Source organism: Chryseobacterium oncorhynchi (genome assembly GCF_002899895.1).
Taxonomy (GTDB): Bacteria; Bacteroidota; Bacteroidia; order Flavobacteriales; family Weeksellaceae; genus Chryseobacterium; species Chryseobacterium oncorhynchi.
This window is the reverse complement of record NZ_PPEI02000013.1, coordinates 1-24,821: the sequence shown is the minus strand read 5'-3', so window position 1 is coordinate 24,821 and position 24,821 is coordinate 1. Positions and strand designations below refer to the sequence as shown.

Annotated in this window: 30 protein-coding genes; 28 read left to right on the top strand and 2 right to left on the bottom strand. The window is 32.3% G+C overall.

Annotated features, from left to right (window positions below):
* The 9 genes from C1638_RS22530 to C1638_RS21800 form a co-directional block, all read left to right on the top strand.
* The coding region (locus C1638_RS22530; RefSeq protein WP_228428257.1) for a class I lanthipeptide at positions 1–188 on the top strand (188 nt) is incomplete at its 5' end.
* A gap of 31 nt (positions 189–219) precedes the next feature.
* Positions 220–1,356 carry a lanthionine synthetase LanC family protein gene (locus C1638_RS21835; protein WP_109624054.1) on the top strand — a complete coding sequence of 379 codons (1,137 nt, stop codon included), beginning with the start codon at positions 220–222 and terminating at the stop codon, positions 1,354–1,356.
* On the top strand, positions 1,353–2,477 hold the full coding sequence (locus tag C1638_RS21830; protein ID WP_109624053.1) for a lanthionine synthetase LanC family protein: 1,125 nt from the start codon (positions 1,353–1,355) through the stop codon (positions 2,475–2,477). The genes C1638_RS21835 and C1638_RS21830 overlap by 4 nt, the downstream gene beginning before the upstream one ends.
* 13 nt (positions 2,478–2,490) lie before the next feature.
* Positions 2,491–3,426, top strand: coding sequence for an LLM class flavin-dependent oxidoreductase (locus C1638_RS21825; RefSeq protein ID WP_109624052.1), 936 nt, complete (start codon positions 2,491–2,493; stop codon positions 3,424–3,426).
* Positions 3,393–6,437: a lantibiotic dehydratase gene (locus C1638_RS21820; protein WP_109624051.1), complete on the top strand. Its 3,045-nt coding sequence runs from the start codon at positions 3,393–3,395 to the stop codon at positions 6,435–6,437. The genes C1638_RS21825 and C1638_RS21820 overlap by 34 nt, the downstream gene beginning before the upstream one ends.
* Positions 6,415–8,616 (top strand): peptidase domain-containing ABC transporter, encoded by a 2,202-nt coding sequence (locus C1638_RS21815; protein WP_109624050.1) that lies wholly within the window; start codon positions 6,415–6,417, stop codon positions 8,614–8,616. Before C1638_RS21820 ends, C1638_RS21815 begins: the two co-directional genes overlap by 23 nt.
* 81 nt (positions 8,617–8,697) lie before the next feature.
* Positions 8,698–11,679, top strand: a complete 2,982-nt coding sequence (locus C1638_RS21810) for a lantibiotic dehydratase (RefSeq protein WP_109624049.1) — start codon at positions 8,698–8,700, stop codon at positions 11,677–11,679.
* Positions 11,680–11,836: 157 nt separating this feature from the next.
* Positions 11,837–12,850, top strand: coding sequence for a sensor histidine kinase (locus tag C1638_RS21805; RefSeq protein WP_228428255.1), 1,014 nt, complete (start codon positions 11,837–11,839; stop codon positions 12,848–12,850).
* Positions 12,850–13,569: a LytR/AlgR family response regulator transcription factor gene (locus C1638_RS21800; RefSeq protein ID WP_109624055.1), complete on the top strand. Its 720-nt coding sequence runs from the start codon at positions 12,850–12,852 to the stop codon at positions 13,567–13,569. Before C1638_RS21805 ends, C1638_RS21800 begins: the two co-directional genes overlap by 1 nt.
* Here the strand turns inward: C1638_RS21800 and C1638_RS21795 are convergent.
* Positions 13,558–13,920: a hypothetical protein gene (locus C1638_RS21795; RefSeq protein WP_109624047.1), complete on the bottom strand. Its 363-nt coding sequence runs from the start codon at positions 13,918–13,920 to the stop codon at positions 13,558–13,560. The genes C1638_RS21800 and C1638_RS21795 overlap by 12 nt on opposite strands.
* 20 nt (positions 13,921–13,940) lie before the next feature.
* Positions 13,941–14,072 (bottom strand): hypothetical protein, encoded by a 132-nt coding sequence (locus tag C1638_RS22720; protein WP_262488048.1) that lies wholly within the window; start codon positions 14,070–14,072, stop codon positions 13,941–13,943.
* 516 nt (positions 14,073–14,588) lie between these two features.
* Between C1638_RS22720 and C1638_RS21790 the strand changes: the two genes are divergently transcribed.
* The 19 genes from C1638_RS21790 to C1638_RS22785 all read left to right on the top strand — a co-directional run.
* Entirely contained in the window at positions 14,589–14,900 is a 312-nt protein-coding gene (locus tag C1638_RS21790; RefSeq protein ID WP_109624046.1) for a type II toxin-antitoxin system HigB family toxin, read from the top strand.
* Positions 14,884–15,240, top strand: coding sequence for a helix-turn-helix domain-containing protein (locus tag C1638_RS21785; protein WP_109624045.1), 357 nt, complete (start codon positions 14,884–14,886; stop codon positions 15,238–15,240). The genes C1638_RS21790 and C1638_RS21785 overlap by 17 nt, the downstream gene beginning before the upstream one ends.
* A gap of 300 nt (positions 15,241–15,540) precedes the next feature.
* A complete protein-coding gene (locus tag C1638_RS21780) occupies positions 15,541–16,314 on the top strand; it encodes a ParA family protein (protein ID WP_109624044.1) in 774 nt (257 codons plus the stop codon).
* Entirely contained in the window at positions 16,304–17,071 is a 768-nt protein-coding gene (locus tag C1638_RS21775) for a hypothetical protein (protein ID WP_109624043.1), read from the top strand. The genes C1638_RS21780 and C1638_RS21775 overlap by 11 nt, the downstream gene beginning before the upstream one ends.
* Entirely contained in the window at positions 17,071–18,309 is a 1,239-nt protein-coding gene (locus tag C1638_RS21770; protein ID WP_109624042.1) for a toprim domain-containing protein, read from the top strand. The genes C1638_RS21775 and C1638_RS21770 overlap by 1 nt, the downstream gene beginning before the upstream one ends.
* A complete protein-coding gene (locus tag C1638_RS21765) occupies positions 18,302–19,321 on the top strand; it encodes a replication initiation protein (RefSeq protein ID WP_076357693.1) in 1,020 nt (339 codons plus the stop codon). The genes C1638_RS21770 and C1638_RS21765 overlap by 8 nt, the downstream gene beginning before the upstream one ends.
* Before the next feature lie 757 nt (positions 19,322–20,078).
* Positions 20,079–22,448, top strand: a complete 2,370-nt coding sequence (locus tag C1638_RS21760; protein ID WP_109624041.1) for an outer membrane beta-barrel family protein — start codon at positions 20,079–20,081, stop codon at positions 22,446–22,448.
* Between the two features lie 21 nt (positions 22,449–22,469).
* Entirely contained in the window at positions 22,470–22,607 is a 138-nt protein-coding gene (locus C1638_RS22525; protein ID WP_165826588.1) for a hypothetical protein, read from the top strand.
* 24 nt (positions 22,608–22,631) lie between these two features.
* Positions 22,632–22,826: a class I lanthipeptide gene (locus tag C1638_RS22205; RefSeq protein ID WP_123838425.1), complete on the top strand. Its 195-nt coding sequence runs from the start codon at positions 22,632–22,634 to the stop codon at positions 22,824–22,826.
* 16 nt (positions 22,827–22,842) lie between these two features.
* Positions 22,843–23,025, top strand: coding sequence for a class I lanthipeptide (locus tag C1638_RS22200; protein WP_123838424.1), 183 nt, complete (start codon positions 22,843–22,845; stop codon positions 23,023–23,025).
* A gap of 39 nt (positions 23,026–23,064) precedes the next feature.
* Complete coding sequence (locus tag C1638_RS22520) at positions 23,065–23,238, top strand: class I lanthipeptide (protein WP_165826587.1); 174 nt, start codon at positions 23,065–23,067, stop codon at positions 23,236–23,238.
* A gap of 35 nt (positions 23,239–23,273) precedes the next feature.
* Positions 23,274–23,444 (top strand): class I lanthipeptide, encoded by a 171-nt coding sequence (locus C1638_RS22515; RefSeq protein WP_165826586.1) that lies wholly within the window; start codon positions 23,274–23,276, stop codon positions 23,442–23,444.
* A 35-nt stretch (positions 23,445–23,479) separates the two neighbouring features.
* Entirely contained in the window at positions 23,480–23,659 is a 180-nt protein-coding gene (locus tag C1638_RS22790) for a class I lanthipeptide (RefSeq protein WP_109624039.1), read from the top strand.
* Between the two features lie 40 nt (positions 23,660–23,699).
* On the top strand, positions 23,700–23,873 hold the full coding sequence (locus C1638_RS22510; protein ID WP_165826585.1) for a class I lanthipeptide: 174 nt from the start codon (positions 23,700–23,702) through the stop codon (positions 23,871–23,873).
* Between the two features lie 38 nt (positions 23,874–23,911).
* Entirely contained in the window at positions 23,912–24,085 is a 174-nt protein-coding gene (locus C1638_RS22505; RefSeq protein WP_165826584.1) for a class I lanthipeptide, read from the top strand.
* Between the two features lie 39 nt (positions 24,086–24,124).
* On the top strand, positions 24,125–24,298 hold the full coding sequence (locus tag C1638_RS22500) for a class I lanthipeptide (protein ID WP_165826583.1): 174 nt from the start codon (positions 24,125–24,127) through the stop codon (positions 24,296–24,298).
* A 39-nt stretch (positions 24,299–24,337) separates the two neighbouring features.
* Entirely contained in the window at positions 24,338–24,511 is a 174-nt protein-coding gene (locus C1638_RS22495; protein ID WP_165826582.1) for a class I lanthipeptide, read from the top strand.
* 30 nt (positions 24,512–24,541) lie between these two features.
* A complete protein-coding gene (locus tag C1638_RS22490; protein ID WP_165826581.1) occupies positions 24,542–24,715 on the top strand; it encodes a class I lanthipeptide in 174 nt (57 codons plus the stop codon).
* A gap of 30 nt (positions 24,716–24,745) precedes the next feature.
* The coding region (locus C1638_RS22785) for a class I lanthipeptide (protein ID WP_194294480.1) at positions 24,746–24,821 on the top strand (76 nt) is incomplete at its 3' end.

Genomic DNA, 24,821 nt, shown 5'->3' with positions numbered 1-24,821 from the left:
CAATACACATTAAAATCATGAGTAAAAATCAAGTAAAACTAGGAAAAGAGGTAACGCTTAACAAGGATGCAGTTACAAAATTACAGGAAGACCAATTAAACAAAGTAAAAGGAGGAATTAAGTCCATCGATGATCAGTTCGAGGGAATCAGCCTTAGCTGTTTAGAGGTATCATGTAACCCTTGTTAATCTGTATTAACAACAAAAAAAATTAGGAATAATGGAGAATAATCAAATTTATTTTATCAACAATTTTATTGATTCATCTGATGTAGAAGTATATTCTAGTGGTGTTTCTTACGGATTAGGTGGAGTTAGCTTATTTAAATATTATCTATATCTATTGACACAGGAAGAGGGACATCTGCAAGATTCAATCAATTATCTTGATGATGCTATGAATTTAATTTCTTCAAAGAATTATTCTCCTATTCCTAATCTTTCTAATGAACTACTGGAGATTGTAACACTGATCCATTACTATGTAGATCAAAAGGTTTTAGATATAGAAAGTGTGGAAAACTTTTTAGATATCATTGAGCCAATCCTGGATAGCGAATACGCAAAAAATTTAGAAAAAGAAATCTTGAGTCCACAATCAGGACTTGTAAGTTTTGGGATGTATTATTTGCAAAATAAAAAATACACCCATGTCAACGAAATCCTTGAAAAGATTATTAAGAAAAGTATTGCCCATGAAGATGGACTGGTTTGGCAATCAGATGTAGAGAGAGATGGGAAATACCTGCACGAACTGGGAATTTTTCATGGTTCAGCAGGAATTATCAATTTTCTTCTTGAATGCTTAAAAGATGAAAATTTTACGACAACCATTGATATAAAAAGCATCATAGATAAAGGCTTAAAAAGCATTATTTATTTTGAAAAAACAGGGGAGCACAACTTCTTCCCGTCACAAATAGAAGATACCAAATACCCTATAAAAAGTAATCTTGTATACGGAGATATAGGGATTGCAACCATATTATACAAATCAGGGAAAGTTCTGGAAAACGATTCTCTGAAAGAAAAAGCAAAACAAGTCTTAGAAAGATGTCTTAGAGACACGAACAAAATCACGAAAGATGAAGCTTCTTTACTTTTCGGAACCAGTGGAGTTTATTCAATTATTGGTTTAATAGAGTCAGAGGAAGATTTTGATTTTGAGATTGATAAAAAAGAAATTTTAGAACTATTACAAGAAGAAGAAAAAAATAACTTTTCTCCACAATTGAACAGATTTATTCCGTCTTCTTCTCTATCATTTTCATCCGGAGTAAGCGGAGTAGGCATCGCAATGATTGCCGCAAAAATAAAAAACTATGACTTTTTAAACTTCCTAAACTATAAACTATGAGGACTAAAATTGAAAAAGAACTAAACAATATACTTTCCACAGAATTGACACCACTTGGAAATGATGGACTGTTCACAGGGAAGTTAAGCTATGTATATTCATTGATACATTTAGACAACACAGGAAAATATGCTGAAAAAGCAAACGAAATCCTGGGATCGGTAATCAGTAACGTATTGGAAGCCAACTCATCATTACTTGTAAAAGAAAGTATCTATGGAGGCCTTGCCGGATTGGGATGGTTACTTCGAGAGATGGATCAATTAAACGTACTCTCCGATCACAATAACATTGACTTAAGTGGCTTAAACGAAAAATTTTTCGAAGATGCCATCCAATATACAGAAAACAACAATTTCGACTACCTATACGGAGGAATTGGAATTTTATATTATCTAAATCTTTGTGGTGAAAAAGAATATGTAACCGCAATTATTGATAAGCTTCTTGAAAAAGAGAACCAAAGTAAAAACTCTCCTTTCTTTAATGATTCCGGATTGCTGCATGGAACTCATTTCGGATATGCACACGGACTTCCTTCATTACTTAAAATCTTCTCAGAAATTAACGATGAAAGAATGAATACTCTGATTAACGATTCTTTACACTATCAGGAAAACATCATCAGAAACAATCATACGATATTAGAAAATACAAGATACGTATTGCCTAGAACAGTATACAGAGATGAAGAAGAGCTTTGCCTTAACTGGCAGCCGGCTTTAACGTGGTCAAACAGTGATTTGAACTTCTCTACCACATTATATTCTCTTCCGGAGATTTATAAAACAGACAGAATGATGGAGAATGCAAACATCATCATTGAAGAATCTGTTAAGCGTACAGAACTGAATCAAACTACACACAGGGAAGACTACAGGCTTTTCTTCGGAACTGCAGGGGTAGCACAGCTTTACAAGTCTTTATATGATCAAAATGTGATGCCGGAAATTACTTCTGATGCTTATGAACAATGGATTATGAAAACCTATGATTTGATGGATACCCCTAATGGCGAAGCCGATCATTCATACATCAACGGGAAGATGGGAGCAATCCTAAGTATAAAAGAATACCTGGGAGATAACGTAGGGAATTGGGATAAATTATTACTTCTTTAAAAAAACATTCACCATGGGAAATATTAAATTGAGCATTCTGGAACTTGGCGAAAGAGATAATATAGACTCTTTACAAAACATCACATCCGTGATAGAGTATGCACAAAAAGCTGAAGAACTGGGTTTCCATAGATTTTGGCTGGCAGAACACCATTTTGGTAATGAGTTTTGCTATACCTCTCCGGAATTATTGCTTATGGCAATCGCAGGATCTACAGAACGTATGAGAATAGGATCAGCCGGGTCCATTACCAATTTTTATTCCTCATATGAGAAAGTATCACAATATAAACTATTGAATAATTTATTCGATGACAGAATAGACTACGGAGTTTCTAAAGGGCATATAATCAATAGACTTACAGACACTCAAAGAACTCTTCTGAATATTCCTGAAGGGGCAGATCATGAGACACTATTCAATCAAAGAGTAGGTGAGATTAGTGAGCTTATTTACAATGAAACAGACTTGTACAAAAAACATGGAGTTGTAATCCCCCCTTTGTATGGAAGACCTCCGAGATTGTTTTATCTGTCTTCCTCTTATAATCATTTTGATAAAGCACTAGATTCCGGAATGAATTATTGCAGATCATTTATCCATGGAAAAGATTTGTATGGAAGAGATCCTGAAGTAGAAAAACTGAAAACGTATAGAGAAAAATTCTATGACAGGTATCATTACACTCCTGAAGTGGTTTTAGCATTAGGAGTAAAAATAATAGAAAACGGACCAACACAAAAAATAGTACACAATAATATGCAGATCTTAGAAACTACACTTCCAAACCTGAGAGATCTTTTAATAGATTATAAAGATCAATACTATGTAGATGATTTTGTCATATATGATATTGAAAGAAATAACGAAGAAAAAATTCAGAACCTAAGTAACCTATCAGAAGAACTAGAATTATGGAAACAACACAAGTATTCAACCACGTTATAGTAAGAAGACCTATTTTCGAGCAAAAATCTATACAGAATATTCCGGATTCTACAGAAGGTCTGATAGCATTTGCTCAGGAGCTTTACAATAATACAAAATTCAGAGAGGGGGTTTATATTGCATCCCAGGAGCTTTATTCCGAGTGGGAAAAGGCCGTAAAAAATAATACACTTAACGAAGGCCTGGCTTTCTCTATCCTAAAATATTATATCAGATCATTCAGCAGTGCGGTTCCTTTTGGCCTTTTTTCGTCACACGGAATCAATACGGATGAAAAAACAGAGCAAAGCAGATACACTTATCTTGATACTGTGATTTTGTATGCATTTTTGAGAAAAATAAGCAAGGAAGATCTCATCAGAAAATCAGGACTAAGATTAAATGATACCATCTATGAAGTGGGAGACCAGTATCGGTATATTGAATCTATCCTTACTTCAAGAAACATCAGTTATAATATCTCTTCCATTGATAGGGATGATCTGACGGAGATGATTATTTCAAACTTTGAAAATAAAAGCTTCAGCTATGAAGACTTCCGAGATTTTATTTTTGAAAATGTAGATCATGAAGGGGAAGAAAGTGTATATAATTATCTTGTTCAATTATTTGACAATAAAGTTGTTCTAAGTGATGTGAATGTCACTCTTAATCAAGATGAAGCTTTAGATACTTTTATTTCATTCCTAAAAAAAGGAGATACAGAGGCTCCTCTTTATCAATCATTAATTAGAATAAAAAATATATTAGGACAGATTAATGAAAATGTATTTAACGAAGACTTTTCGCTCTATGAATTGATTTTTGCAGAATTAGATGCATTAGGAATAGCTTATGATAAAAGTAAGACACTGTGTACAAACTATATAAGAACAGCTAATCTTGCATTGCCTGAAGATATCCAGGGAAAATTGGTAAGTGCAGTTGATGTTTTGACTGAAATAACCAAAAAATCCAGAAAGAATAAAACCTTAGATGATTTCAAAATAGAATTTTATAAAAAATATGAAGAAAGAGAAATCTCTATTTTAGAACTTTTTGATAACGATATAGGTCTGCTCTACGGAAAAAAAGAAGGGGAAGTTGAGGGATACTCAGACTTAGTGGATGATGTGAAATTTGCTTCTATAAAAGATGCAAAAACAGCCTTAAACAATGACCTTGTCAATGAGTTTTGGGAAAGATTATTCTCTGAAAAACCATCAGAAATAGATTTGAAAGATCATGATCTTTCAGCTTTTGGAAAGAAAGTTACCCAAAGCGGATCTTACTCCCTCATAACGAGTATTGCTGATGAAAAAGTAATTATAAAAACAGCAGGTGGTTCTTCTGCAGTCAATCTTTTGGCAAGATTTTCCAAAGGAGATGATGATGTTCTTAATGCTTGTAACAAGATTATTGAAAGAGAAAATATTCATCCTGAAGAAGTTTTGCCTTGTGAGATTCATTATATTTCTGACCTCCGAGGAGGAAATATAATGGTGAAAAATGTGCAGCGCCCTTATGAAATCAATATCCTTTCGAGTGGAGCCAATGGAGAAGCGATTCCTTTAAATGATATCTATGTAAAGCTTTTAAATAATAAGTTTATCATTTTTTCTAAGCAAAAAAGAAAGCAGATTATTCCATTCTTTAGTACAGCATTCAATTATGGAAATAATCCCTTACCTGTAATGAAGTTCCTGGGAGATCTACAATATGAATACAGACCCAACGGATTAGATATTAATTTCGGAGATATAAAGCCGGATAGAGTACTGCATACCCCAAGAATCACTTACGGAAATGACATTGTTTTGTATCGTGAAACCTGGAATGTTTTCTCTGAAAAAATTTCGAAAAACGCTAAGCCACAGATATCGGATCTGGAAAAATATATTAAAGAAACAAAAATTCCTCAGTATGTAGTATTAGTAAGCCATAATGAAGACAGAATGATACTGGATACTAAAAACATCTTTTGCTTACAGCTTATTTTTAATGAAATTATTAAAAATGGTAAAGTACAATTAAGAGAGTTTATTGGCGATATCAATGAAGATGAATTCTTTAACGAAGTTGTGTTTGCGGTAGAAAACTCCGAAAGAGAAAAAAGCCATGTCTTTTATCCGGTTCTGGAAAAAATATTATACAAAGAAACAGAAAAAGGTGTGAAAAGAACTTTCACCTTAGGAGATGAATGGATCTTTGCTAAAATATATACAAGTGTTTCTGCATCAGATAAATTGATAAAAGAAATTTTCCCAAAAATCGCAGATCAGGAATATATCAGCAAGTGGTTCTACATCAGATACAGTAATCCGGAATATCATTTGAGACTGAGAATACAGGTTAGTGATCTTTCAAAAATATCAGATGTATTACGATCTATTAATGCGGAGCTTAACCCATTAATGGAAAGTCGACAGATTTGGAAAGTAGAGTTTGGAAATTACGTAAGAGAATTGGAAAGATATGCTTTTAAAAATATTGAAGATTCAGAATCCTTATTCTTCCATGATAGTGTATTTGTTTCCAAATTACTGAAAGAATTTGATGATATGGATACTTCCATCTGGCCTTATGTACTAAAGTCTGTGGATCATTTATATGACAAATTTGAATTTTCTGCAGAAGAAAAACATGCACATATAAAGACTTTATTTGAAAGATTCTGGAAAGAATTCGGCGAAGATAAATACTACAAAAAAGTAATTGATGCAAAATTCCGAGACTTAAGGGCAGATATTATGAATGTAGTAATGAACGATAACGTTCCGGAATCGCTCTCTTATATTTTTAATTATAGAAAGACAAACCTGGAAAAAATCTCTTTCAGTAATTTAGAAAGACCATACCCGCCAGGATTATTGGAAAGCTATATTCATATGAACATCAATAGAATAGCTAAAACCAAGCCTAGACATCATGAGCTGATATTATACGGTTTGCTGGAGAAATATTATAGAATGGCAATCGGTATTAAAAACCATAATAAAACTAATAATAATGAAATTTATAGCACAACATGATCAGATGGACTGCGGTCCTGCGTCATTATGTATGATTGCCGATCACTATGGAAAATACTTTAGTATTGAAAAAGTCCGGGAACTGTGTTTCCTTTCAAAAGAGGGGGTATCATTACTGGGAATAAAATATGGAGCAGACAGACTTGGATTTGATTCATTTGGAGCGAAAGTTTCTATTGATGATCTTTCAAAAGATATGTTTCCTCTCATTCTTCACTGGGAACAAAATCACTTTGTCATCCTTTACGATGTTAAAAAGAACATCTTTACCAAAGAAAAAGAATTCTACATTGCTGATCCGGGAAAAGGAAAGCATAAAGTAAAAGAAAGCGATCTTGAAAAATCATGGGTAACAGATGCAGAAACAAGAGGCGGAATCGTCCTTTTATTAGAACCTACCGAGGAGTTTTATAATATAGAATCTGATGCCAAGTCGCACTCTTTTTATAAGTCACTTAAAAAATATGTATCATCACATAAAAACAATTTTGCCGTTTTATTTGCATTGTTATTAGTGGGATCATTATCTACACTGGCATTTCCTTTTCTTACAGAAAAATTAATTGATAGCGGGATTAATTCCAAAAGCTTATCTATTGTTACTTATATATTAGTAGCACAGCTATTTATATTCCTAGGATCTGTTACAATAGAAATGATTAGAAATAGAATTACCCTGGTGATGGGAACTAAAATTAATATCTCTATTATTTCCAATTACTTAGATAAACTGCTTAAGCTGCCGATCAATTTCTTTGATATTCGAATGAAAGGAGATTTCTCACAGAGAATGCAGGACCATGTGAAAATTGAACAATTCCTAACCTCCCAGAGTTTAACAACCGTTTTCTCCTTGCTTACTTTTATGGTGTTTTTTGGAGTGCTGGGATATTATGATATGGGAATTATGGTGTTCTATCTTTCTATGACGGTAATTTCAGTTCTTTGGTCGATATACTGGGTAAAGAAGAGAGAAGGCCTTGAATATAAGAGATTTAAGTATAAAAGTTTAAATCTGGAAGCAATATATGAAATTGTAGAGGGGATTTCTGAGATTAAAATTAATCAATATGAAGAGCATCAAAGAGAGAATTGGAAAGGAATTCAAAATAAGATTTATGAAGTAAGTTCAGATTTATTAAAAATAGATCAGATACAAAGCTCAGGATTTGCATTTTTGAATCAGGTAAAAAATATTTTAGTAACCTTTATGGCAGCATCTCTTGTAATAAAAGGAGAAATGACATTAGGAATGCTATTAAGTATCTCTTTCATTATAGGACAATTAAACTCTCCTATTGACCAGTTAATTGTTTTCTTCAAATCACTGCAGGCTGCCAAATTAAGCTTAGAAAGACTGGAAGACGTAAACTATTATGAAGAAGAAGAAAAAGGAGATCAGGAAAAGCTTCAGCTATATCCGGAAAATGACCCTCACATTAACTTGGGAATCAGATTAACGAACGTTTCATTCGTATATTCTGATCCTTTTTCAAAACCTATATTAAAAGACATCAATCTTTTTATTCCTCAAGGAAAAACTACAGCTATCGTAGGAACCAGCGGAAGTGGAAAAACAACCCTTATGAAACTACTATTGCAGTTTTATGGAACCTATCAAGGCGAGATATTTTATAATAACCAGGATATGAAAAATGTTTCTCCTACAGATCTAAGAAAAAATATTGGAGTTGTAATGCAGGACGGATATATTTTCTCCGGATCAATTCTTAAAAACATTGTAATGGCCGATGAAACTGTAGATTATGAAAGATTAAAAAATGCCCTGGATATTGCCCATCTGAGTGATTATATAGACAATCTTCCTTTAGGAATCAATACCATTGTAGGTGAAGCCGGAAACGGAATGTCCGGCGGACAAAAACAAAGAATACTGATTGCAAGATCTGTATATAAAAACCCTAGCTATGTTTTCTTTGATGAAGCTACATCAGCCCTGGATGCAGAAAATGAATCAATCATTCAACGAAAACTGTACTCTTTCCTGGAAGATAAAACCGCAATCATCATTGCCCATAGACTGAGCACGGTAATGAATGCAGATCAGATTATCGTTTTAGATAAAGGAGAAGTAAAAGAAGTTGGAAATCACGAGCTTTTATTGCAAAATAGATCTACTTATTTTAATCTTGTTAGAAATCAGTTACAGATCGCATAAGAATTTGGTCTTATTTATAATTTATATGATATTTTTGTTGAAAATCTAATCTCCGTTGGAAGAGCAATTTCACAAAATAGCATGAATAAGTATGAGACCTATGATAAATATGTCATAAGAAAACCTTTGTTCTCTTATGACATATTATTTAATGATAAAAAGGAAACTAAAAATATAGAAGATGTAGTAAAGGAACTCATTGATAATGATACTTTTGTTTCATCCATCTATTGGAGTTCGCCGGATCTGTACGAACTAATAATAAGTTACAGGGAAAACCAGCTTAAGGAAGATAAAATTCCAAGATTACTTCACACGCTTAAAAAATATGTTATCCGTTCCAGTACACGATGTACACCATACGGAACAATGGCGGGAATAGCCTTACAACATATAGGAAATACCCCCGAAACGGAGCCTATTGCCCGAAAGGCCCGGATTGATATGGATTTTCTCGCAGAGATCAAATCTCATATTGAAAACAATGAAAATATCAGAAAGAAATTAAGATATAAAGCCAATAATACACTGGCTAAAATTCCTGGACAATTTCGCTATCAGGAACCTGTAAAAAGCGAGACAGAAGAAAAATATCAATTATCATCATTGGAAATAAACGAATATCTGGAAAAAATTTCAGGTATTTCTCATTTCATGAAGTATAGCGAAATCGAAAAACTATTTTCTGAAGATTTTGGAGATGCGGAAATTTCTGAATTTCTGAATGAACTCATTGATATCAAATTTCTGGTGAGCGAGCTTCAGCTTACTCTTACCTCAGATAATACAACTAATATAAAAAATGTACTGAATGATCTACACACTGAAGAGGTCGCCGAGACAGAAATTTATCTTCAGATTATTCATCAAGTAGAACATTGTATTTCTCTTATAGAACAAACCCCTGTTTCTTATCTCCCTCTCTCCGAAATTACTAAAATTAAAGAGCTCGCTAAATCCATCGGAATAGATAAAACCCATTTCTTTCATGTTGATTTAAAACACTCTTCAGAAAGTAATTTCGAGCTGGATGAAAAAACCATTCGAAATATCAATACTTCAATTTCTATATTACAGACATTAAGTGCCAATAAATCAGCTCATAATGATTTAGATACTTTTAAAAATAATTTTAATATAAAATACGAATCAAGGGAAGTTCCTCTTGTGGAAGTCCTAGATTCCGAATTTGGGATTGGGTTTCCTGCTGCTGTTCAAATAGGCAATTTTAAAGGAAATGCCCTTATCGAAGGATTAGCAGATAAAACTTCCTCCAAAAAAAATGAAGAAACATTTAATTTAGATTTTCTTTTAGATCTGATTGAAAAAGAGAAAAAAGAAGTCATCAGTCTAGACAATGTAGAGTTAAAATTAGAAGAATCAACTTTGAAAACACAGAATATGTGTATCATAGGATCTCCTTATGGAAATGGCTTTTTTCTACAGAACGTCGGGATATCCGGAGCATATTCTATCCTGGGAAGATTTGCATTGATGGATGAAAAAATAAAAAACTTCTGTGAAGAAATTCATCAAAGAGAAAGGCAGGATTCTTCTGAAATAATTTTTGCCGAAGTCATTTATATTCCTGAAAAACGTACCGCCAATATCACAAGAAGACCAAGGTTCTCAGAGTATGAGATTCCCATTTTTGCTAACAGCATTGATCATGATAAGCAGATTTTACTTAATGATATTATGATCTCAGTAAAGGGAACTGAGATTATTTTAAGCTCAAAAAAGCTGAATAAAAGGATTATTCCTAAGCTTTCCAATGCTCATAATTTTTATAATAGTGAAAGTGCAGCATATAAATTTCTATGTGCAATACAATCTCAGCATCAGGGTAATATCAATCTGAATATCAATTATTCAAAGACAAAAAAAAGGTTTTTCCCAAGAATAAATTATCAAAATATTGTTTTGCACAGAGCTTCCTGGCTATTGTATGAAAGCGATATTAACCTGATAAAGAAGGCTGAAAAACCATTATTGGAATTAAAAAAGTTTTTCCAAAGCTGGAATGTTTCCAGGTTTGTTGTTTTGGTTCAGGGAGACAATGAGCTGTTTTTGGATACAACAAATGATGCCTATCTTCTTTTGCTTATTGACGAACTAAAGAATAATCAAAGTATACAACTATCAGAATGGGTACAGCCTGTTGGAGATAAAAAATACACTGAGCAAATAGTTCTTCCTTTAGAAAACAAACGGTTTAAATCATCTTATACTTATAAGTCGGAACCAGAAAAACAAACCTTAATACAAAGAAGCTTTGCCCCGGGAAGTGAATGGCTATACCTGAAAATGTATTGCAATTCTAATGTTTCAGACTACCTATTGGCGAATGAAATTACACCCATATTGGATAAACTTATAGCTGAAAATACGATAAAATCTGCTTTTTTTATTAGATATACAGATCCTCATTATCATCTTAGATTAAGATTAAACTTATGCGATAAAAAGTTATATGCTGAAGTTCTGGAGAAACTTTATGACTCGCTGGACCCTTACTTTCAAAATGAAATGATCTGGAATCTTCAGTTTGATTCTTATCAGAGAGAATTAGAAAGGTATGATCCTGAATATATTGAAGATACAGAGACCGCCTTTTATCATGACAGCTTATTGCTTTTGAGTTTATTAAATCATGAGAGTTTTGTGGAAAATGAAGATGTAAGATTATTTGCAGCAGTAAAGAATGTAGACGGTTGGCTTTCTTTATTCGGACTATCTTTACAGGAAAAATTGGATTTTTGTAAGGCTATGGAAAATGAGTTTTTAAAAGAGTTTTCCAGTGAGCTTAAAACTCATATAAATTCAAAATTCAGGCTTTTAAAAGATAATTTATATTCCTTTTTTATGGCTTTTGAGTTTGAGCAAGAATTTAATCAAAGGAATCTGGAAATAGAAAAATTGAAACTTTGTAAAGAAAAGCTTTCGAGCTATATTCATATGAGTATCAATAGGTGGTTTCCTTCAGAACAACGTGCTTTGGAGCTTATGACGTATTCCTTTGCCACAAAATATTATAGTAGAATTTTAAGTCAGACAAGATAAATATATGGATACATCAAACCAAAAGATAAGTCCTTTTTTAGAAAAAATTTCCCAATTTAATTTTGATAAATTTTATACTCCCGGTAACCGGGTTATTTGTCATATCTGTATGTGGGCTTTCTTTTCTATGTTACTTTTTTTCAACTATTTCCTGGAATTGAAGATTCCCTTTAAGTTGAGCTTGCTATTGACAGGTAGAGGGACCATTAATAACATGGCGGTTTTTTATCTGTTTTTTTATGTGGTTGTTCCGAGGATATTTAAAAGTAAAGTTTGGGGAATCGTTTTTATTCTTCTCTGTATTCCTGCTTCTATTTATGTTTGGATGATTATTAATCATCTTCAGCTCAGTGTTTTATATAAATTGGGTATTGATATTCAGGAAGGGCCGCTGAAAGGGGTTATAAGTAGAAATGCAACCCAAACCTACGGGGAGATATTATCTTATAAAGCCGTTTTTGGAAATGCTACGTTGGTGATCTATTCATTTTCGCCACCTTTTTTCGTTAAGATTTTATTTGATATCTCAAGACTTTTTAGCCGAACGATCCATCTTCAAAAGCAAACTTCAGATTTAGAACTTCAAAATCTTAATATAGAAAAAGACTTTTTGAAAGCACAGCTTAACCCCCATTTTTTATTTAATACCCTAAATAATCTATACGGATTGGTGGTGAAAAAAGACCCAAGTGCTCCGGATGCAATCATTAATATTTCGGATCTAATGGCTTATACACTATACGAATCAAATACCGAGAAAGTTTTGGTTCAGAAAGAACTGGATTTTATTCAAAATTATTTCTATCTGGAAAGAATGAGATATACTTTAGATAAAGATATTACGTTAGATATTTCTGTAGAGGATACTATAGATCACATTCAGATAGCACCATTATTGTGCTTTACATTCATAGAAAATGCGTTTAAATATGGGCTAAAATCCACAGGTAATAATTTTTTAAAAATTAGTATCAATATTGTGAATAATATTTTTTACTTTGCCATTGAGAATGATAAGGAAAATAACGCTGTTAAAAAAACATCTTTAGGAGGGATAGGGGTGAAAAATGTAGAAAAAAGACTCAACCTTATTTATCCTAATAACCATGAAATAGTAATAGAAGACAGAGAATTTAGTTTCTTTGTCTCGCTTTCAATAAATTTAGCATGATGAGTGAAAAACTTAGATGTATCGTAATTGATGATGAGCCTATTGGTAAAGAACTGATAGTAGATTTTGTAAAAACTATTCCTTTTTTGGAATTACAAGCCTCCTATGATGACCCAATTGACGCATTAACCTATCTTCAGTCAAACGAAGTGGATATTATTTTCAGTGATATTCAGATGCCCAAAATCAGCGGGATTGATCTTATTCGCTCTCTTACAAAACCTCCCTCCATCATTTTTATCACAGCTCACAGGGATTTCGCCTTAGAAGGCTTTGAAAATGGAGTTGTTGATTATCTGGTAAAGCCAGTGGCGTATGATCGTTTTCTTAAGGCTGTAAACCGTGCTAAAGAAAGAATGCAGACAGCTTCCAAGACGGAAGTCTCTTCTCCTGAAGCACCCAACCCGGTAGACCGTATTTTTATTAAAGTAAACGGAAAACTCGTAAAAGTAATCTTAGATGATATCTTGTATGTGGAAGCTCTGGGAGATTATCTCAAAATTGTTACAGACACAGAATCTTTTACCACTTTAGCCACCCTGAAGTCTATGGAAGATATCTTGGTTCCACCCAAATTTTTCAGAGTTCAACGTTCATTTATTGTAAAAATGACATCAATAAAATCTGTTTCAGGAAACGTTATTGAACTGAATAACGGGAAAGCCATTACTATTGCAACTACCAAAAAGGATGAGCTATTTAGTCTATTAGGAATTTAATACCCTGTTTTTATCATCTATTACTCTGCTTATTTCCTCTACAAACTGAGGATATAAAACGTTTTTGCTCAATGTTCCTATTTTTAATAAATGATCGTGCTCAAATAGATTTGAGATCATATCTTTTGACAATAAAGATGATATGATAATGATTAAACATCCATTGTCCATCCGCTCTCTAAAGTGGTCTGTATCTATGTTTATGGAATCAATATCCCAAAAAATCACTTGATTCTCTTCATAATCTGAACTTTCTTCTTCCAAAATAAAAAAAGGAGTTTGGTTGATAAATTCCTTAAATTTATTGTAAAGGAGAAAATTGTTAGATGTTATTTTGCAGCTTACCCACATGATTTAAAGTGTATATATTTTTAGAAGAATGTAGAACTCACAGAAACTGTTATGGTAGACTGTGCTGTACTTCCTTTAGTTGTTGCATAGTTCTTAATAACTTTTTTTCTGATTACTAATTTTGATTCTAGAGATGCGATTTGATTTTTCATGGTTGTTTTTTTTTGATAGACCAAATTTGCTATATCTACGAATGGAAAACAAAATGCTTCGATGGAAATGGGTTTTTATCCGATAGAACTCTGATTTGTATCGATAATAAAAATTCTGGTTTTTAATATATTAGTTTTATCTCTAATCATTGTATCAATATTCCTGTTGAGTATAAGGATGATAAGAGTGTAAAATTGTTTCTTTACTTTGATTATAAAAGCTTTGAAAATTTATTAGAATGATAAAAAGTAGCATCTCTAAATGATCCTATTTTTTTATTGAAAGAATAAAATATTGAATAGAAAAGTAAGAATTAAGCAATTATGAAATTTATAATACACGTAATTCATTGGTTTTCAGTATTTATAAGTGTTTTTGGGTGATATTATAATCTACTTTATGTTAAATGCGTCAATTTCTGACGCGATCTTCATTTACTTTTATCGGAAGAAAAGAGAAAGGTAAAATAAAAAAACAAATGTTACCAAATTGGTAACATTTTTGTATATTTGTGTATGAGAATCATAGCCGTTAAAACTTTAAAATCATTCATAGAAGATTTCCCCAAGTCTGCACAGCCCCTTTTAGCATGGTATGATGAATGTCTTAAAGCAGAATGGAATCATCCTAATGAATTAAAAGCACAGTATGGAAATGCCTCCATACTTAGCGATAAGAGAGTGGTTTTTAATATCCATGGTAATACTTATCGTTTGATTGTAGATATTGAGTACAGACTGAAGATTGTTTTTATTGTCTGGTTTGGAACTCATAAGGAATATGATAAAATAGACGCCGAAAAAATCGAATATGTTAAGACCAATTAAAACCGAAGAACAGTACGAAGGATATCTTGAGAGAATTTATGCATTGATGCAAAAAGATCTTAAGGAAGACTCTAAAGAATCAGATGAATTAGAAATTCTTTCAATTCTGATAAAAAATTACGAAGAAGAGCATTACCCAATTGAAAAACCGAATCCAATTGAAGCTATCAAATTTCGTTTAGACCAAATGGGAGTAGGTGAAACTTATCTGGCTAAAATATTAGGAAGATCCAGAAAGTCTGAAATATTAACCGGAAAAAGGAAACTAAATCTTTCACAGATTAGAAAGCTCAGTCATGAACTTCATATTTCTGCGGATGTTTTAGTTCAGGAATACTAATAGATATAACGATTTAAAAACCATTGATATCAATGGTTTTTAAATCGTTATAATATAATAAACAAAATATATTTAATATTTATAATAATATATTGCATATGTTTTATTTATTTAGTATATAAAATTGGAGAACAAAGAATTTCCGGAAATTTTTGATGAAGTTACAGCAGATAAATATCCGTAATCTGAGAGCTGCTTTTTCAAAATTAAATTTCTTTTATACAATAATTTAAATATATAAAATAATATATTGTTTAAGATTTATTTATTTAATATATTTACTTGTTAAACAACCTAAATATGCCAGTTATTTCTATTATTACACAAAAAGGAGGAGTAGGAAAGACTACTACAGCCATACATGTTGGTGCTGCATTATCTCAAAAAAAAGGAGTCAATGTTTTGTTAATAGATTTTGATAGTCAAAAAAACTTATCAATGGGATATGGTATTGAAGACGATTATCCTTATACCGTTAGAGATTTTTTGGATAATTCCGGAGAGTTCAGGCTTAAGCATCATGGGAGTTCCAATGTCTATATTTTGGCGGGAGATGCGCTTTTAGAAGAAGAAGAAAGCTATACAAGAGATACGCTTAAAAACAACCTTCAAAACCTCTTGGATCAGATGCCGTTTGACTATGTTTTGATTGACTGTCCACCAAGGCCCCTTATGAAGAAATTAACGTTAGGCGAAATGGCATTATGTGCTTCGGATTATGTAATGTCCCCTATTGAAGCAGAGCAATATTCATTTGCAGGAATTGATAATCTTTTGCCCTCTTTTTTAAGCATTAAAGAAAAATACAATCCCCAGCTTGAGTTTTTGGGCTTTTTCTTCAACAAAGTGCTCACCAACACAGTGAATTTTAGAAAGTATAGTGAAATGATTAAGCAAGAGAAAGACGCAAGCGATTACTTTTTTAATACATTCATCAGGCAGGATATGAATATTGAAAAGGCCAAGCAGGAAGGCAAAAATATTTTCCAGGTAAATGGTAACAGCAGAGCTGCAGAAGACTATAAAGATCTGGTAAAAGAAATGAAATCTAAAATCAAAAAATATGAAAGCTAATTTATTTAAGAACTTTAAAACTTTAAAAGAGAAAGAAGGAGAAAAAAAGTTAGCCGAAGATGAAAAACTGGATAATGTCTCCGAGTTGGAAATTGAGAAAGAACAGGTAGAACCGGTTGTAGAAGAAATAAAAGAAAAACAGGAAGCGGAGACTTCTGTTGTTGAAAAGCCTAATTCAGAAGAGGTTGTTAAAAAACGACCTGTAAAGAAAGAAATTATAGAGGCTAGAGCTGCTTTAATGAGTAATAATACCGATTCATCCGGCGGTTATTCTAAAAGTATAAAAAAAGACCAGGGAAAAAGGACATTTACAGTATTTATGAAGGCAGGATCTTTAGAATTTCTAAAAGACCTTGTGTTTTATAAAGCCACTGCAGAGCGTCAAATTTTTTATAGTCAGTCTGAGGCCGTAATTGAATCTTTAGAGCTTATAATGCCCGCTTACAAGGATATTAATACCAGACCGGACTTTATCCGTGAACAAGAAAAAGCAAAAAAAGGAGGAAGAAAAAGAAACTCGGATGAAGTATATGAGGCTACGACTACCATTTATATTCCCGGGCAATACTACGATTTTATAAAAGATGTTACTTATAATAAAGTGATTGCAGGAGATCTGTATTTTAAAGACTGGGATCTTTTAGAGGAAAGTATCCTAAAACTAAGAAAGAAATACGGTAAAAATATCCAGCCACGTCCGGATTACATTCGTGAGGATGAAAAACAAAGAGGAAGACGATCTAAAGCCGATTCTTAATGGATTATTTAATTGATTGGGATAGAATAAGGAAAGAAGTTGATATTGAGCAATATTTTTTGTTCAAAATGGGCAATTTATACAGTTTTGATAAGTATAAAAGAGCCTATGTTTTGAATGAAGACAACGGAGATATCATACGCTTTTTTTATCATGAAAAATCAGGGATTAAAATGTACTATTCAATTGTTTTTCAAGACAGTGGAGATATTATTCAATTGATTAAAAAAAGGATACTTCATAACATTAATGCAAATGCTTCTGATGTAAATACAGAGCTTACAACCTACTTAGGAACGGGTTATTATGTAACTCCAGGTACTAAAGAAATAAGTCGCCCTCAGCCAATAAAGGAAGCCTCAGAAAGAGATGATTATAAAGTTTACGGAGACATTATCCAAAAAATAGATCAGCATCATCAATATCTTACTGAATTTAGAAAACTGTCTCTAGATACCATAGAATCAGACATTTTTAATGGAGTACTCTTTACCTATCATTCCCAATCCACGGAAAGCTTGGCGTTTTATATTAAAGATATAGATGGAAAAATAGTAGGTTTAAATAGGATTCAAACTGCAGGTAATGAGCTATTTAATAAAAAATGGTTTGATAAAAACTCAAGAAATGGGGTGGGGTTTACATTTTCCAATACATTAAATAACACGGAGACATTATCCATTTTTGAAAGCCTCTTTGATGCCATGAGTTTTCAGGAGCTTAATCAATGTAAATCTGTACAGTATTGTGTTACCAATGGAGAACTAAGCTTTCGAAAGGCTCAATTAATTATTGAATATTTTAAAAAGAATACATTTACAAATATTGTTCTTGGAAATGATAAAGATTTGGCAGGAAACTACTTTAACCTTAATATAATCGGGAGTTTTATCGAATCTGTCACCAGTATCCGGAAGTCTAAAAATAACATATGTATTGAGATGTCAGGGCCTTTTGACGGACCCATCAAAATACTGTCACAATTCTTTAAAGAAACAGAAACCAAGTTTGAACTTGAAGATCATGCAGAATATCCTCAGACCTATTTTACGGAGACATTATCCCAAAATAAGACACAATATTTCTTTATGATTTCTAATACATTAGATTCTATTCAATTTTTTGTAGGTTTGCTCATCCAGGTCTGGAACCTTGAAGAAGTTATAACCATTCATCAACCTATTAATAAGGATTTCAACGAAGATCTGATACAAATAAAAAACACTGCTCATGGCTAAAAAAGAAATACAGCCTCCGGTAAAAAGAGAAACTTTAACATCTAAGCCTAGAAAAAAAGTATTAATATCGAACGATTTCAGGGAAATTCTGATTTCCCAGGAAACCTCTATTATAGAACAGAGAATCATCACCATGATTCTGTCTGCCATTAAGGATGATCAGTCTATATTTATCAATACAAAGTCTCCGGTTGAAGAAGATCTGAAAAACAAACAGCTTTCATTTGATGATTATTTTGAGGGATGGGCGCATCAGGGTGTCATTGATTTTTCAGTTTCTATAAATGACCTGAATCCTAATAGAAAAATGAAGAATTCAGTCATTCAGGAAGCATTGATTAATATGACCAATATTAATTGGATAAGGCTTAAGGATGAAACGATTAACGGATATAAAGCTGTTCCTTTTATTCTGGAACCTAGCTGGAATAAGAAGAACATCTATTTTAAGATGGATAAAGCCGTTATGCAGCATTTATTGAACATGTCGCAGTATTATTCTATCAAGAAAGATTTGTCTTTTAATGCTTCTACTAATAATACGTTGCGATTTTTGATGTGGCTCGTAAAGTTTAATAAACTGGGTGGGGTAGTAAAAGAGTATACACAGCTATTAAAAGAGTTATTTATCCCTGCGAATAAATATGAGGGACATTATCGCTTTGAAAGAGATTTCTTAATTAGAGTAAAGGCAGATCTTGATAACTTCAATGATATTAGCTTCAATTATTCCTATAAAGATGGTAATTACAGCTTTGTGATTTACAATACTCAAAACGCTGTAGGGCATGACAGCAAGTTCCCGACTTTAAATGAACTTCAAATAGAAAGAGCATTAAAGTATTTAAAGAAGCAAAGGGGGTTGGATGAGCAGCATGTAAGAGTAATGAAAAAGCTATATGAAGTAAAAGGATACACCGAATTATCAAAGCATTTAAAAAGGAAAATTGAGATTAATATTAAAGGAGAAGACTATATAAAGGCCGTTTTTTCTTTACTCGAAAAAATTTAGGATAATGTTTCCGTAATTCAGGATAATGTTTCCGCTTATTTGGATAATGTTTCCGCAAAACCGGATATTGTCTCCGTGAATTTGGATATTGTCTCCGTAAAACTGGATAATGTCTCCGTAAAATTCAGTCCACAATTCTTCCAATCTACGATTAACAGGGCTTTTTTCCTTGGATTTATTTTTTGCTTAATTATATTAATAGATACTAATATTTTAATTTCTATAATAAATAAAATAAATGTGGATAAAATCAGGGGAAAAGTAAAACTCTATCTTCCTTGTTTTCAGTGAATTAAAAATTCCATAAATCTATAAAACTGAGATTAAATTTTGGATATTGTTTCCGTATTTATAATATATAAAATAATATATTGTATATATTAAATATATTTTGTATATACAATATATTCTTATGAGGATTATGATCTATCGATTGAGATTTGTTTAAGGATTTGCAGGAAAATGAATTCTTCTTCTCTAATCAGCCAGGAGTATATAGTATATATGAATAGCAACATAAGCAATGTTCTTTTTTTATTTTAAATAACTGATTTTTAGATGATTAAAACTTTGATAAAACCTCATTATTAGTATTATAAATACCATACTAATAAGAAATAGATGAAAAATTTATATCCTAAAATCTGCTTTACCGTTATATTTTCCATTTCTATCCGATAAAATTGTCATCTCGTCGAAAATAATTCTTTTCCTTTTTGAGACTCTATACTTTTGAGTCAGAAAAATAAGCAGAATTATGAGAAAGTCTAATTTAATAGGAGCGGCACTTTTTTTAAGTATTTCTACAGTAAGTGCTCAAAATATTATCAACGGAAAGGTAAAGGATATACAGGGACAATCTGTTCCTTTTGCTTCTGTGAAAATATTTGCTTCTGAAAATAAAACAGACATTATTTCTGAAAAGATTACGGATGAAAATGGATTATTCAGTGTAAGTGTTCCAAAAGGAGGAAACTATTATGTATCTACATCTGCATCAGGCTATTCAGATATCACTCAAAATTATATGTTTGACCCTTCTCAGAATAACTTAACGATTTCAATCTCTAAAGAAAAAATCGCGGGTATTAAAGAAGTTGTATTAGTAGGAACAAAGAAAAAAATATTTGAAAGAAAAATAGACAGATTTGTTTTTAACACAGAAAATTCAATTGCTTCAAAAGGAGTGGATGGATTGGATGTTCTAGCAGCAACGCCTCTTGTAAAGGCTGATGATGAAGGAAACATTGGAATTGTAGGTAAGAGTGGGGTATCTATTATGATTAATGACCGTCCGGTAAATCTATCAGGAAAAGACCTTGTTTCTTACTTAAAAACAATAAGATCTGAGAATATTGAGAGAATAGAAGTTATTACAACCCCTCCGGCAAAATATGAAGCAGCAGGAAATAGTGGAATCATCAATATTGTATTAAAGAAAAATCCTAAAAAAGGATTTAGTGGAAATATTTCTACAAGTTATATAAGAAAGTCCAGAAATGGTTTTTCCAATAACGGAGCTCTTAATTATCAATCCAATAAAGTCAATACGTCATTAAGGGTTTCTCAATTTGATACAGAAAAAATAGCTACCGAAAACCTTACAATTTTTGATGCTTTGCAGATACAAAATAATGCAAGAAGGCTGGATAAAAATAAGGGTTATAACATTAGCTATAATATTGATTATTCGATTAATGATAAAACATCTGTAGGGGCAATTTATAATTATTCGAATACCAAAATAAATAGTGAATCTGATATCTCTTCAAAGTATTCAAGAGGAAATGTAGTTGATTCATTGATTGCTACCAAAACTCTGGATGAAAGCAAGATAAACAACCATCAACTGAATGTATATTTCGAAAAGAAGCTGGATAGCCTGGGTAAAAAATTATATGTAGGTGGTAACTTATTTGATAGTAGAAATAAGAATCCGTTTTTGCTTAGATCTGAAGTAGATAACAGTTCAAATATAGACTATGATATCAACTCAAGATATAAATATCAGATATACTCCGGGCAGGTTGATTTTTATCTTCCATTCAAAAAATTCGTAGGAGAAGTTGGAGGAAAATACACGAGATTCAATACAGATACAGAGCTTGGGTTTTTCAACTATGAAAACGGAACGAGTATTTATGATAATATTAGAAGTAATGCTTTTACCTATAAAGAGGACAATTGGGCTTCTTATGTAACTCTATCTAAAGTATTTAGTGAAAAATGGGAGGGAAAAGCAGGTTTAAGATATGAATTTACATCTCTTGACGGAACTTCCAGAAACGGGGAGAATATAAATAATAATTATGGAAAATGGTTTCCAAGCTTATATCTTACTTATAAGCCTAACTTAAAAAATGTCTTTACGCTAAGTTATTCTAAAAGAATAAATAGACCGTCTGCAAGGGCATTAAACCCTACAACAATATATGTAGATCCATATTCATATGTTACTGGAAATCCTTATTTGTCTCCTTCTTTCAGCAACAATTTTGAATTGGGATATGTTTTCAATAACAAACTTTCTGTAACTGCTTTCTATCAAAAATCTACGAATAATTTTGATCAGGTAGTAGGTTTAATTAACGGCTATAGAGTCATTAATTATTTAAATAATTATGATGCACAAAACATAGGTGTAAATGCCACGTATTATAACACATTCTTTAAAAGATGGGATCTGTATACATCAGTTAACTACTCTTATATAGAATCAAAAGGATTAATAGATCAGGTGAAAGGATTAAGTTCTAATTCATTGTACTATTCAGTCAATAATACCATCCATCTGAATCAGCAAAAAACAGTATCGCTATTGGTGAATTTCCTTCATTACTTACCCTATACAAAAGGAAACTTCAGGTTTGAAAATATTTATAACCTGGCATCAGGACTCAGAATTTCGCTCTTCGAAAAGAAGCTTCAGGTCAATATGACCGTTCAGGATATTCTTCAGGGAATGAAGTTTAGAGGAAACGCTTACTACTCAACATATTATACACAGTCAAATAATTATTATGATGTGAGATCATTCAACTTAAGTGTAACCTACCAGTTTGGGAATAGTAAAGTAAAAGGAAACAACAAGAAAGCAAATCTTGAAGAAGTAAACAGAGCAAATTAAAATAAATAAAAATAAATAATCATGAACCAATTAACCACTAAAAAAAAGATCATGGAGCTTAAGGAAAGGCACCAGGAACTAGACAACGAACAGTTGCAAAAATACACAGGAGGAAGAAGGCCGACAGTAAGATATGAAGTAGATAACTATAACCTATAAGTTTCTTAGAAAAATACCAAAATCATGAAGAAACAACCGAAACTAGGGAAAAAATTAATACTGAATAAAGATACAATTACCAGACTTCAGGAAGACCAACTGAATAAATTAAAAGGAGGGATCAAGGATGGGCAAGGACTTACAAGACTTACTGATGGTACAGACCCTGAAGAAACAAGTTTCAGCTGCCTACATCATACGTGTAATAAATGTATATAAAATAAAAGCATTAATCATGAAAAAAAGCCAAGTAAAACTAGGAAAAGAGGCGAGACTGAACAAAGAGGCCGTTACCAAGCTACAGGAAGACCACCTAAACAAGGTAAAAGGTGGAATCAAGTCTATCGATAGTGATATACAAGAGGGAATCAGCCTTAGCTGTCTACATACAACTTGTAACACTTGTAATGCACAATAATCAACATAAAATATTATTAATCAACAAATATTAAAAACCATGAACAACAAATCAGTAAAACTAGGAAAAGAGGTAACGCTTAACAAAGATGCGGTTACCAAACTACAAGAAGATCAATTAAACAAAGTAAAAGGCGGAATCAAGTCAATAGATCAAGACCAACTAGAGGGAATCAGCCTTAGCTGTGGAAAGGGATCATGTAACCCATGCTAATCAACGTAAAAAATTAATAAATAAAATTAAAAACCATGAGCAACAAATCAGTAAAACTAGGAAAAGAGGTAACGCTTAACAAAGACGCAGTTACCAAACTACAGGAAGACCAGTTAAATAAAGTAAAAGGTGGAGCAAAAGCTCCTGACCAAGATATGGAAGGATTGAGCCTTAGCTGCTGGGAAGGATCATGTAATGGATGCTAATTAACGTAAAAATTAATTAACAAATATTAGAAACCATGAACAACAAATCAGTAAAACTAGGTAAAGAGGCAATACTTAACAAGGATGCAGTTACCAAGCTACAGGAAGACCACCTAAACAAGGTAAAAGGTGGAATAAAGTCTATCGATAGTGATATACAAGAGGGGATCAGCCTTAGCTGTCTATATCTAACTTGTAACTCTTGTCCAGGTTAATTAACACTAAACCAATTCGTTAATAATAAAAATTAAAACCATGAACAACAAAACAGTAAAACTAGGAAAAAGCGTAACGCTTAACAAAGACGCGGTTACCAAACTACAGGAAGATCAGTTAAACAAAGTAAAAGGCGGAATCAAGTCTATCGATGATGATATGCAAGAGGGCCTTAGTATTAGCTGCTGGAAAGGATCTTGTAACGGATGCTAATCAACGTAAAATAGTATTAACAACAAATATTAAAAACCATGAACAACAAATCAGTAAAACTAGGAAAAAGCGTAACGCTTAACAAGGATGCGATTACCAAACTACAAGAAGATCAATTAAACAAAGTAAAAGGCGGAATCAAGGAAGCCGACCAAGATTTGGAAGAGGGGCTTAGCATTAGCTGCTGGAAGGGATCTTGTAATGGATGCTAGTCAACATAAAATATTATTAATCAACAAATATTAAAAATCATGAACAACAAATCAGTAAAACTAGGAAAAAGCGTAACGCTTAACAAGGATGCGGTTACCAAACTACAAGAAGACCAATTAAACAAAGTAAAGGGAGGAACTAAGTCTGTCGATCAAGATATGCAAGAGGGAATCAGCCTTAGCTGCTGGGAAGGATCTTGTAACGGATGCTAATCAACATAAAATATTATTAATCAACAAATATTAAAAATCATGAACAACAAAACAGTAAAACTAGGAAAAAGCGTAACGCTTAACAAAGACGCGGTTACCAAACTACAAGAAGACCAATTAAACAAAGTAAAGGGAGGAACTAAGTCTATCGATCAAGATATGCAAGAGGGAATCAGCCTTAGCTGTTGGGAAAAATCTTGTAACGGATGCTAATTAAAGTACTAACCAATACACATTAAAATCATGAGTAAGAATCAAGTAAAATTAGGAAAAAGCGTAACGCTTAACAAAGACGCCGTTACCAAGTTACAAGAAGATCAGTTAAACAAAGTAAAAGGTGGAATCAAGTCTATCGATCAAGATATGCAAGAGGGAATCAGCCTTAGCTGTTTAAGAGTATCATGTAACCCATGCTAATTAAAATACTAATCAATACACATTAAAATCATGAGTAAAAATCAAGTAAAACTAGGAAAAGAGGTAACGCTTAACAAGGATGCAGTTACAAAATTACAGGAAGACC

Coding starts and splice junctions, on each gene's coding strand:
- C1638_RS22720 (WP_262488048.1), bottom strand. CDS start 14,072: ATGAAAAATCAAATCGCATCTCTAGAATCAAAATTAGTAATCAGAAAA.
- C1638_RS21835 (WP_109624054.1), top strand. CDS start 220: ATGGAGAATAATCAAATTTATTTTATCAACAATTTTATTGATTCATCT.
- C1638_RS22490 (WP_165826581.1), top strand. CDS start 24,542: ATGAGTAAGAATCAAGTAAAATTAGGAAAAAGCGTAACGCTTAACAAA.
- C1638_RS22520 (WP_165826587.1), top strand. CDS start 23,065: ATGAACAACAAATCAGTAAAACTAGGAAAAGAGGTAACGCTTAACAAA.
- C1638_RS21820 (WP_109624051.1), top strand. CDS start 3,393: ATGGAAACAACACAAGTATTCAACCACGTTATAGTAAGAAGACCTATT.
- C1638_RS21760 (WP_109624041.1), top strand. CDS start 20,079: ATGAGAAAGTCTAATTTAATAGGAGCGGCACTTTTTTTAAGTATTTCT.
- C1638_RS22515 (WP_165826586.1), top strand. CDS start 23,274: ATGAGCAACAAATCAGTAAAACTAGGAAAAGAGGTAACGCTTAACAAA.
- C1638_RS21825 (WP_109624052.1), top strand. CDS start 2,491: ATGGGAAATATTAAATTGAGCATTCTGGAACTTGGCGAAAGAGATAAT.
- C1638_RS21790 (WP_109624046.1), top strand. CDS start 14,589: ATGAGAATCATAGCCGTTAAAACTTTAAAATCATTCATAGAAGATTTC.
- C1638_RS22200 (WP_123838424.1), top strand. CDS start 22,843: ATGAAAAAAAGCCAAGTAAAACTAGGAAAAGAGGCGAGACTGAACAAA.
- C1638_RS21775 (WP_109624043.1), top strand. CDS start 16,304: ATGAAAGCTAATTTATTTAAGAACTTTAAAACTTTAAAAGAGAAAGAA.
- C1638_RS22510 (WP_165826585.1), top strand. CDS start 23,700: ATGAACAACAAAACAGTAAAACTAGGAAAAAGCGTAACGCTTAACAAA.
- C1638_RS21785 (WP_109624045.1), top strand. CDS start 14,884: ATGTTAAGACCAATTAAAACCGAAGAACAGTACGAAGGATATCTTGAG.
- C1638_RS21795 (WP_109624047.1), bottom strand. CDS start 13,920: ATGTGGGTAAGCTGCAAAATAACATCTAACAATTTTCTCCTTTACAAT.
- C1638_RS21815 (WP_109624050.1), top strand. CDS start 6,415: ATGAAATTTATAGCACAACATGATCAGATGGACTGCGGTCCTGCGTCA.
- C1638_RS22525 (WP_165826588.1), top strand. CDS start 22,470: ATGAACCAATTAACCACTAAAAAAAAGATCATGGAGCTTAAGGAAAGG.
- C1638_RS22205 (WP_123838425.1), top strand. CDS start 22,632: ATGAAGAAACAACCGAAACTAGGGAAAAAATTAATACTGAATAAAGAT.
- C1638_RS21810 (WP_109624049.1), top strand. CDS start 8,698: ATGAATAAGTATGAGACCTATGATAAATATGTCATAAGAAAACCTTTG.
- C1638_RS22500 (WP_165826583.1), top strand. CDS start 24,125: ATGAACAACAAATCAGTAAAACTAGGAAAAAGCGTAACGCTTAACAAG.
- C1638_RS21800 (WP_109624055.1), top strand. CDS start 12,850: ATGAGTGAAAAACTTAGATGTATCGTAATTGATGATGAGCCTATTGGT.
- C1638_RS21780 (WP_109624044.1), top strand. CDS start 15,541: ATGCCAGTTATTTCTATTATTACACAAAAAGGAGGAGTAGGAAAGACT.
- C1638_RS22495 (WP_165826582.1), top strand. CDS start 24,338: ATGAACAACAAAACAGTAAAACTAGGAAAAAGCGTAACGCTTAACAAA.
- C1638_RS22790 (WP_109624039.1), top strand. CDS start 23,480: ATGAACAACAAATCAGTAAAACTAGGTAAAGAGGCAATACTTAACAAG.
- C1638_RS21770 (WP_109624042.1), top strand. CDS start 17,071: ATGGATTATTTAATTGATTGGGATAGAATAAGGAAAGAAGTTGATATT.
- C1638_RS22505 (WP_165826584.1), top strand. CDS start 23,912: ATGAACAACAAATCAGTAAAACTAGGAAAAAGCGTAACGCTTAACAAG.
- C1638_RS21830 (WP_109624053.1), top strand. CDS start 1,353: ATGAGGACTAAAATTGAAAAAGAACTAAACAATATACTTTCCACAGAA.
- C1638_RS21765 (WP_076357693.1), top strand. CDS start 18,302: ATGGCTAAAAAAGAAATACAGCCTCCGGTAAAAAGAGAAACTTTAACA.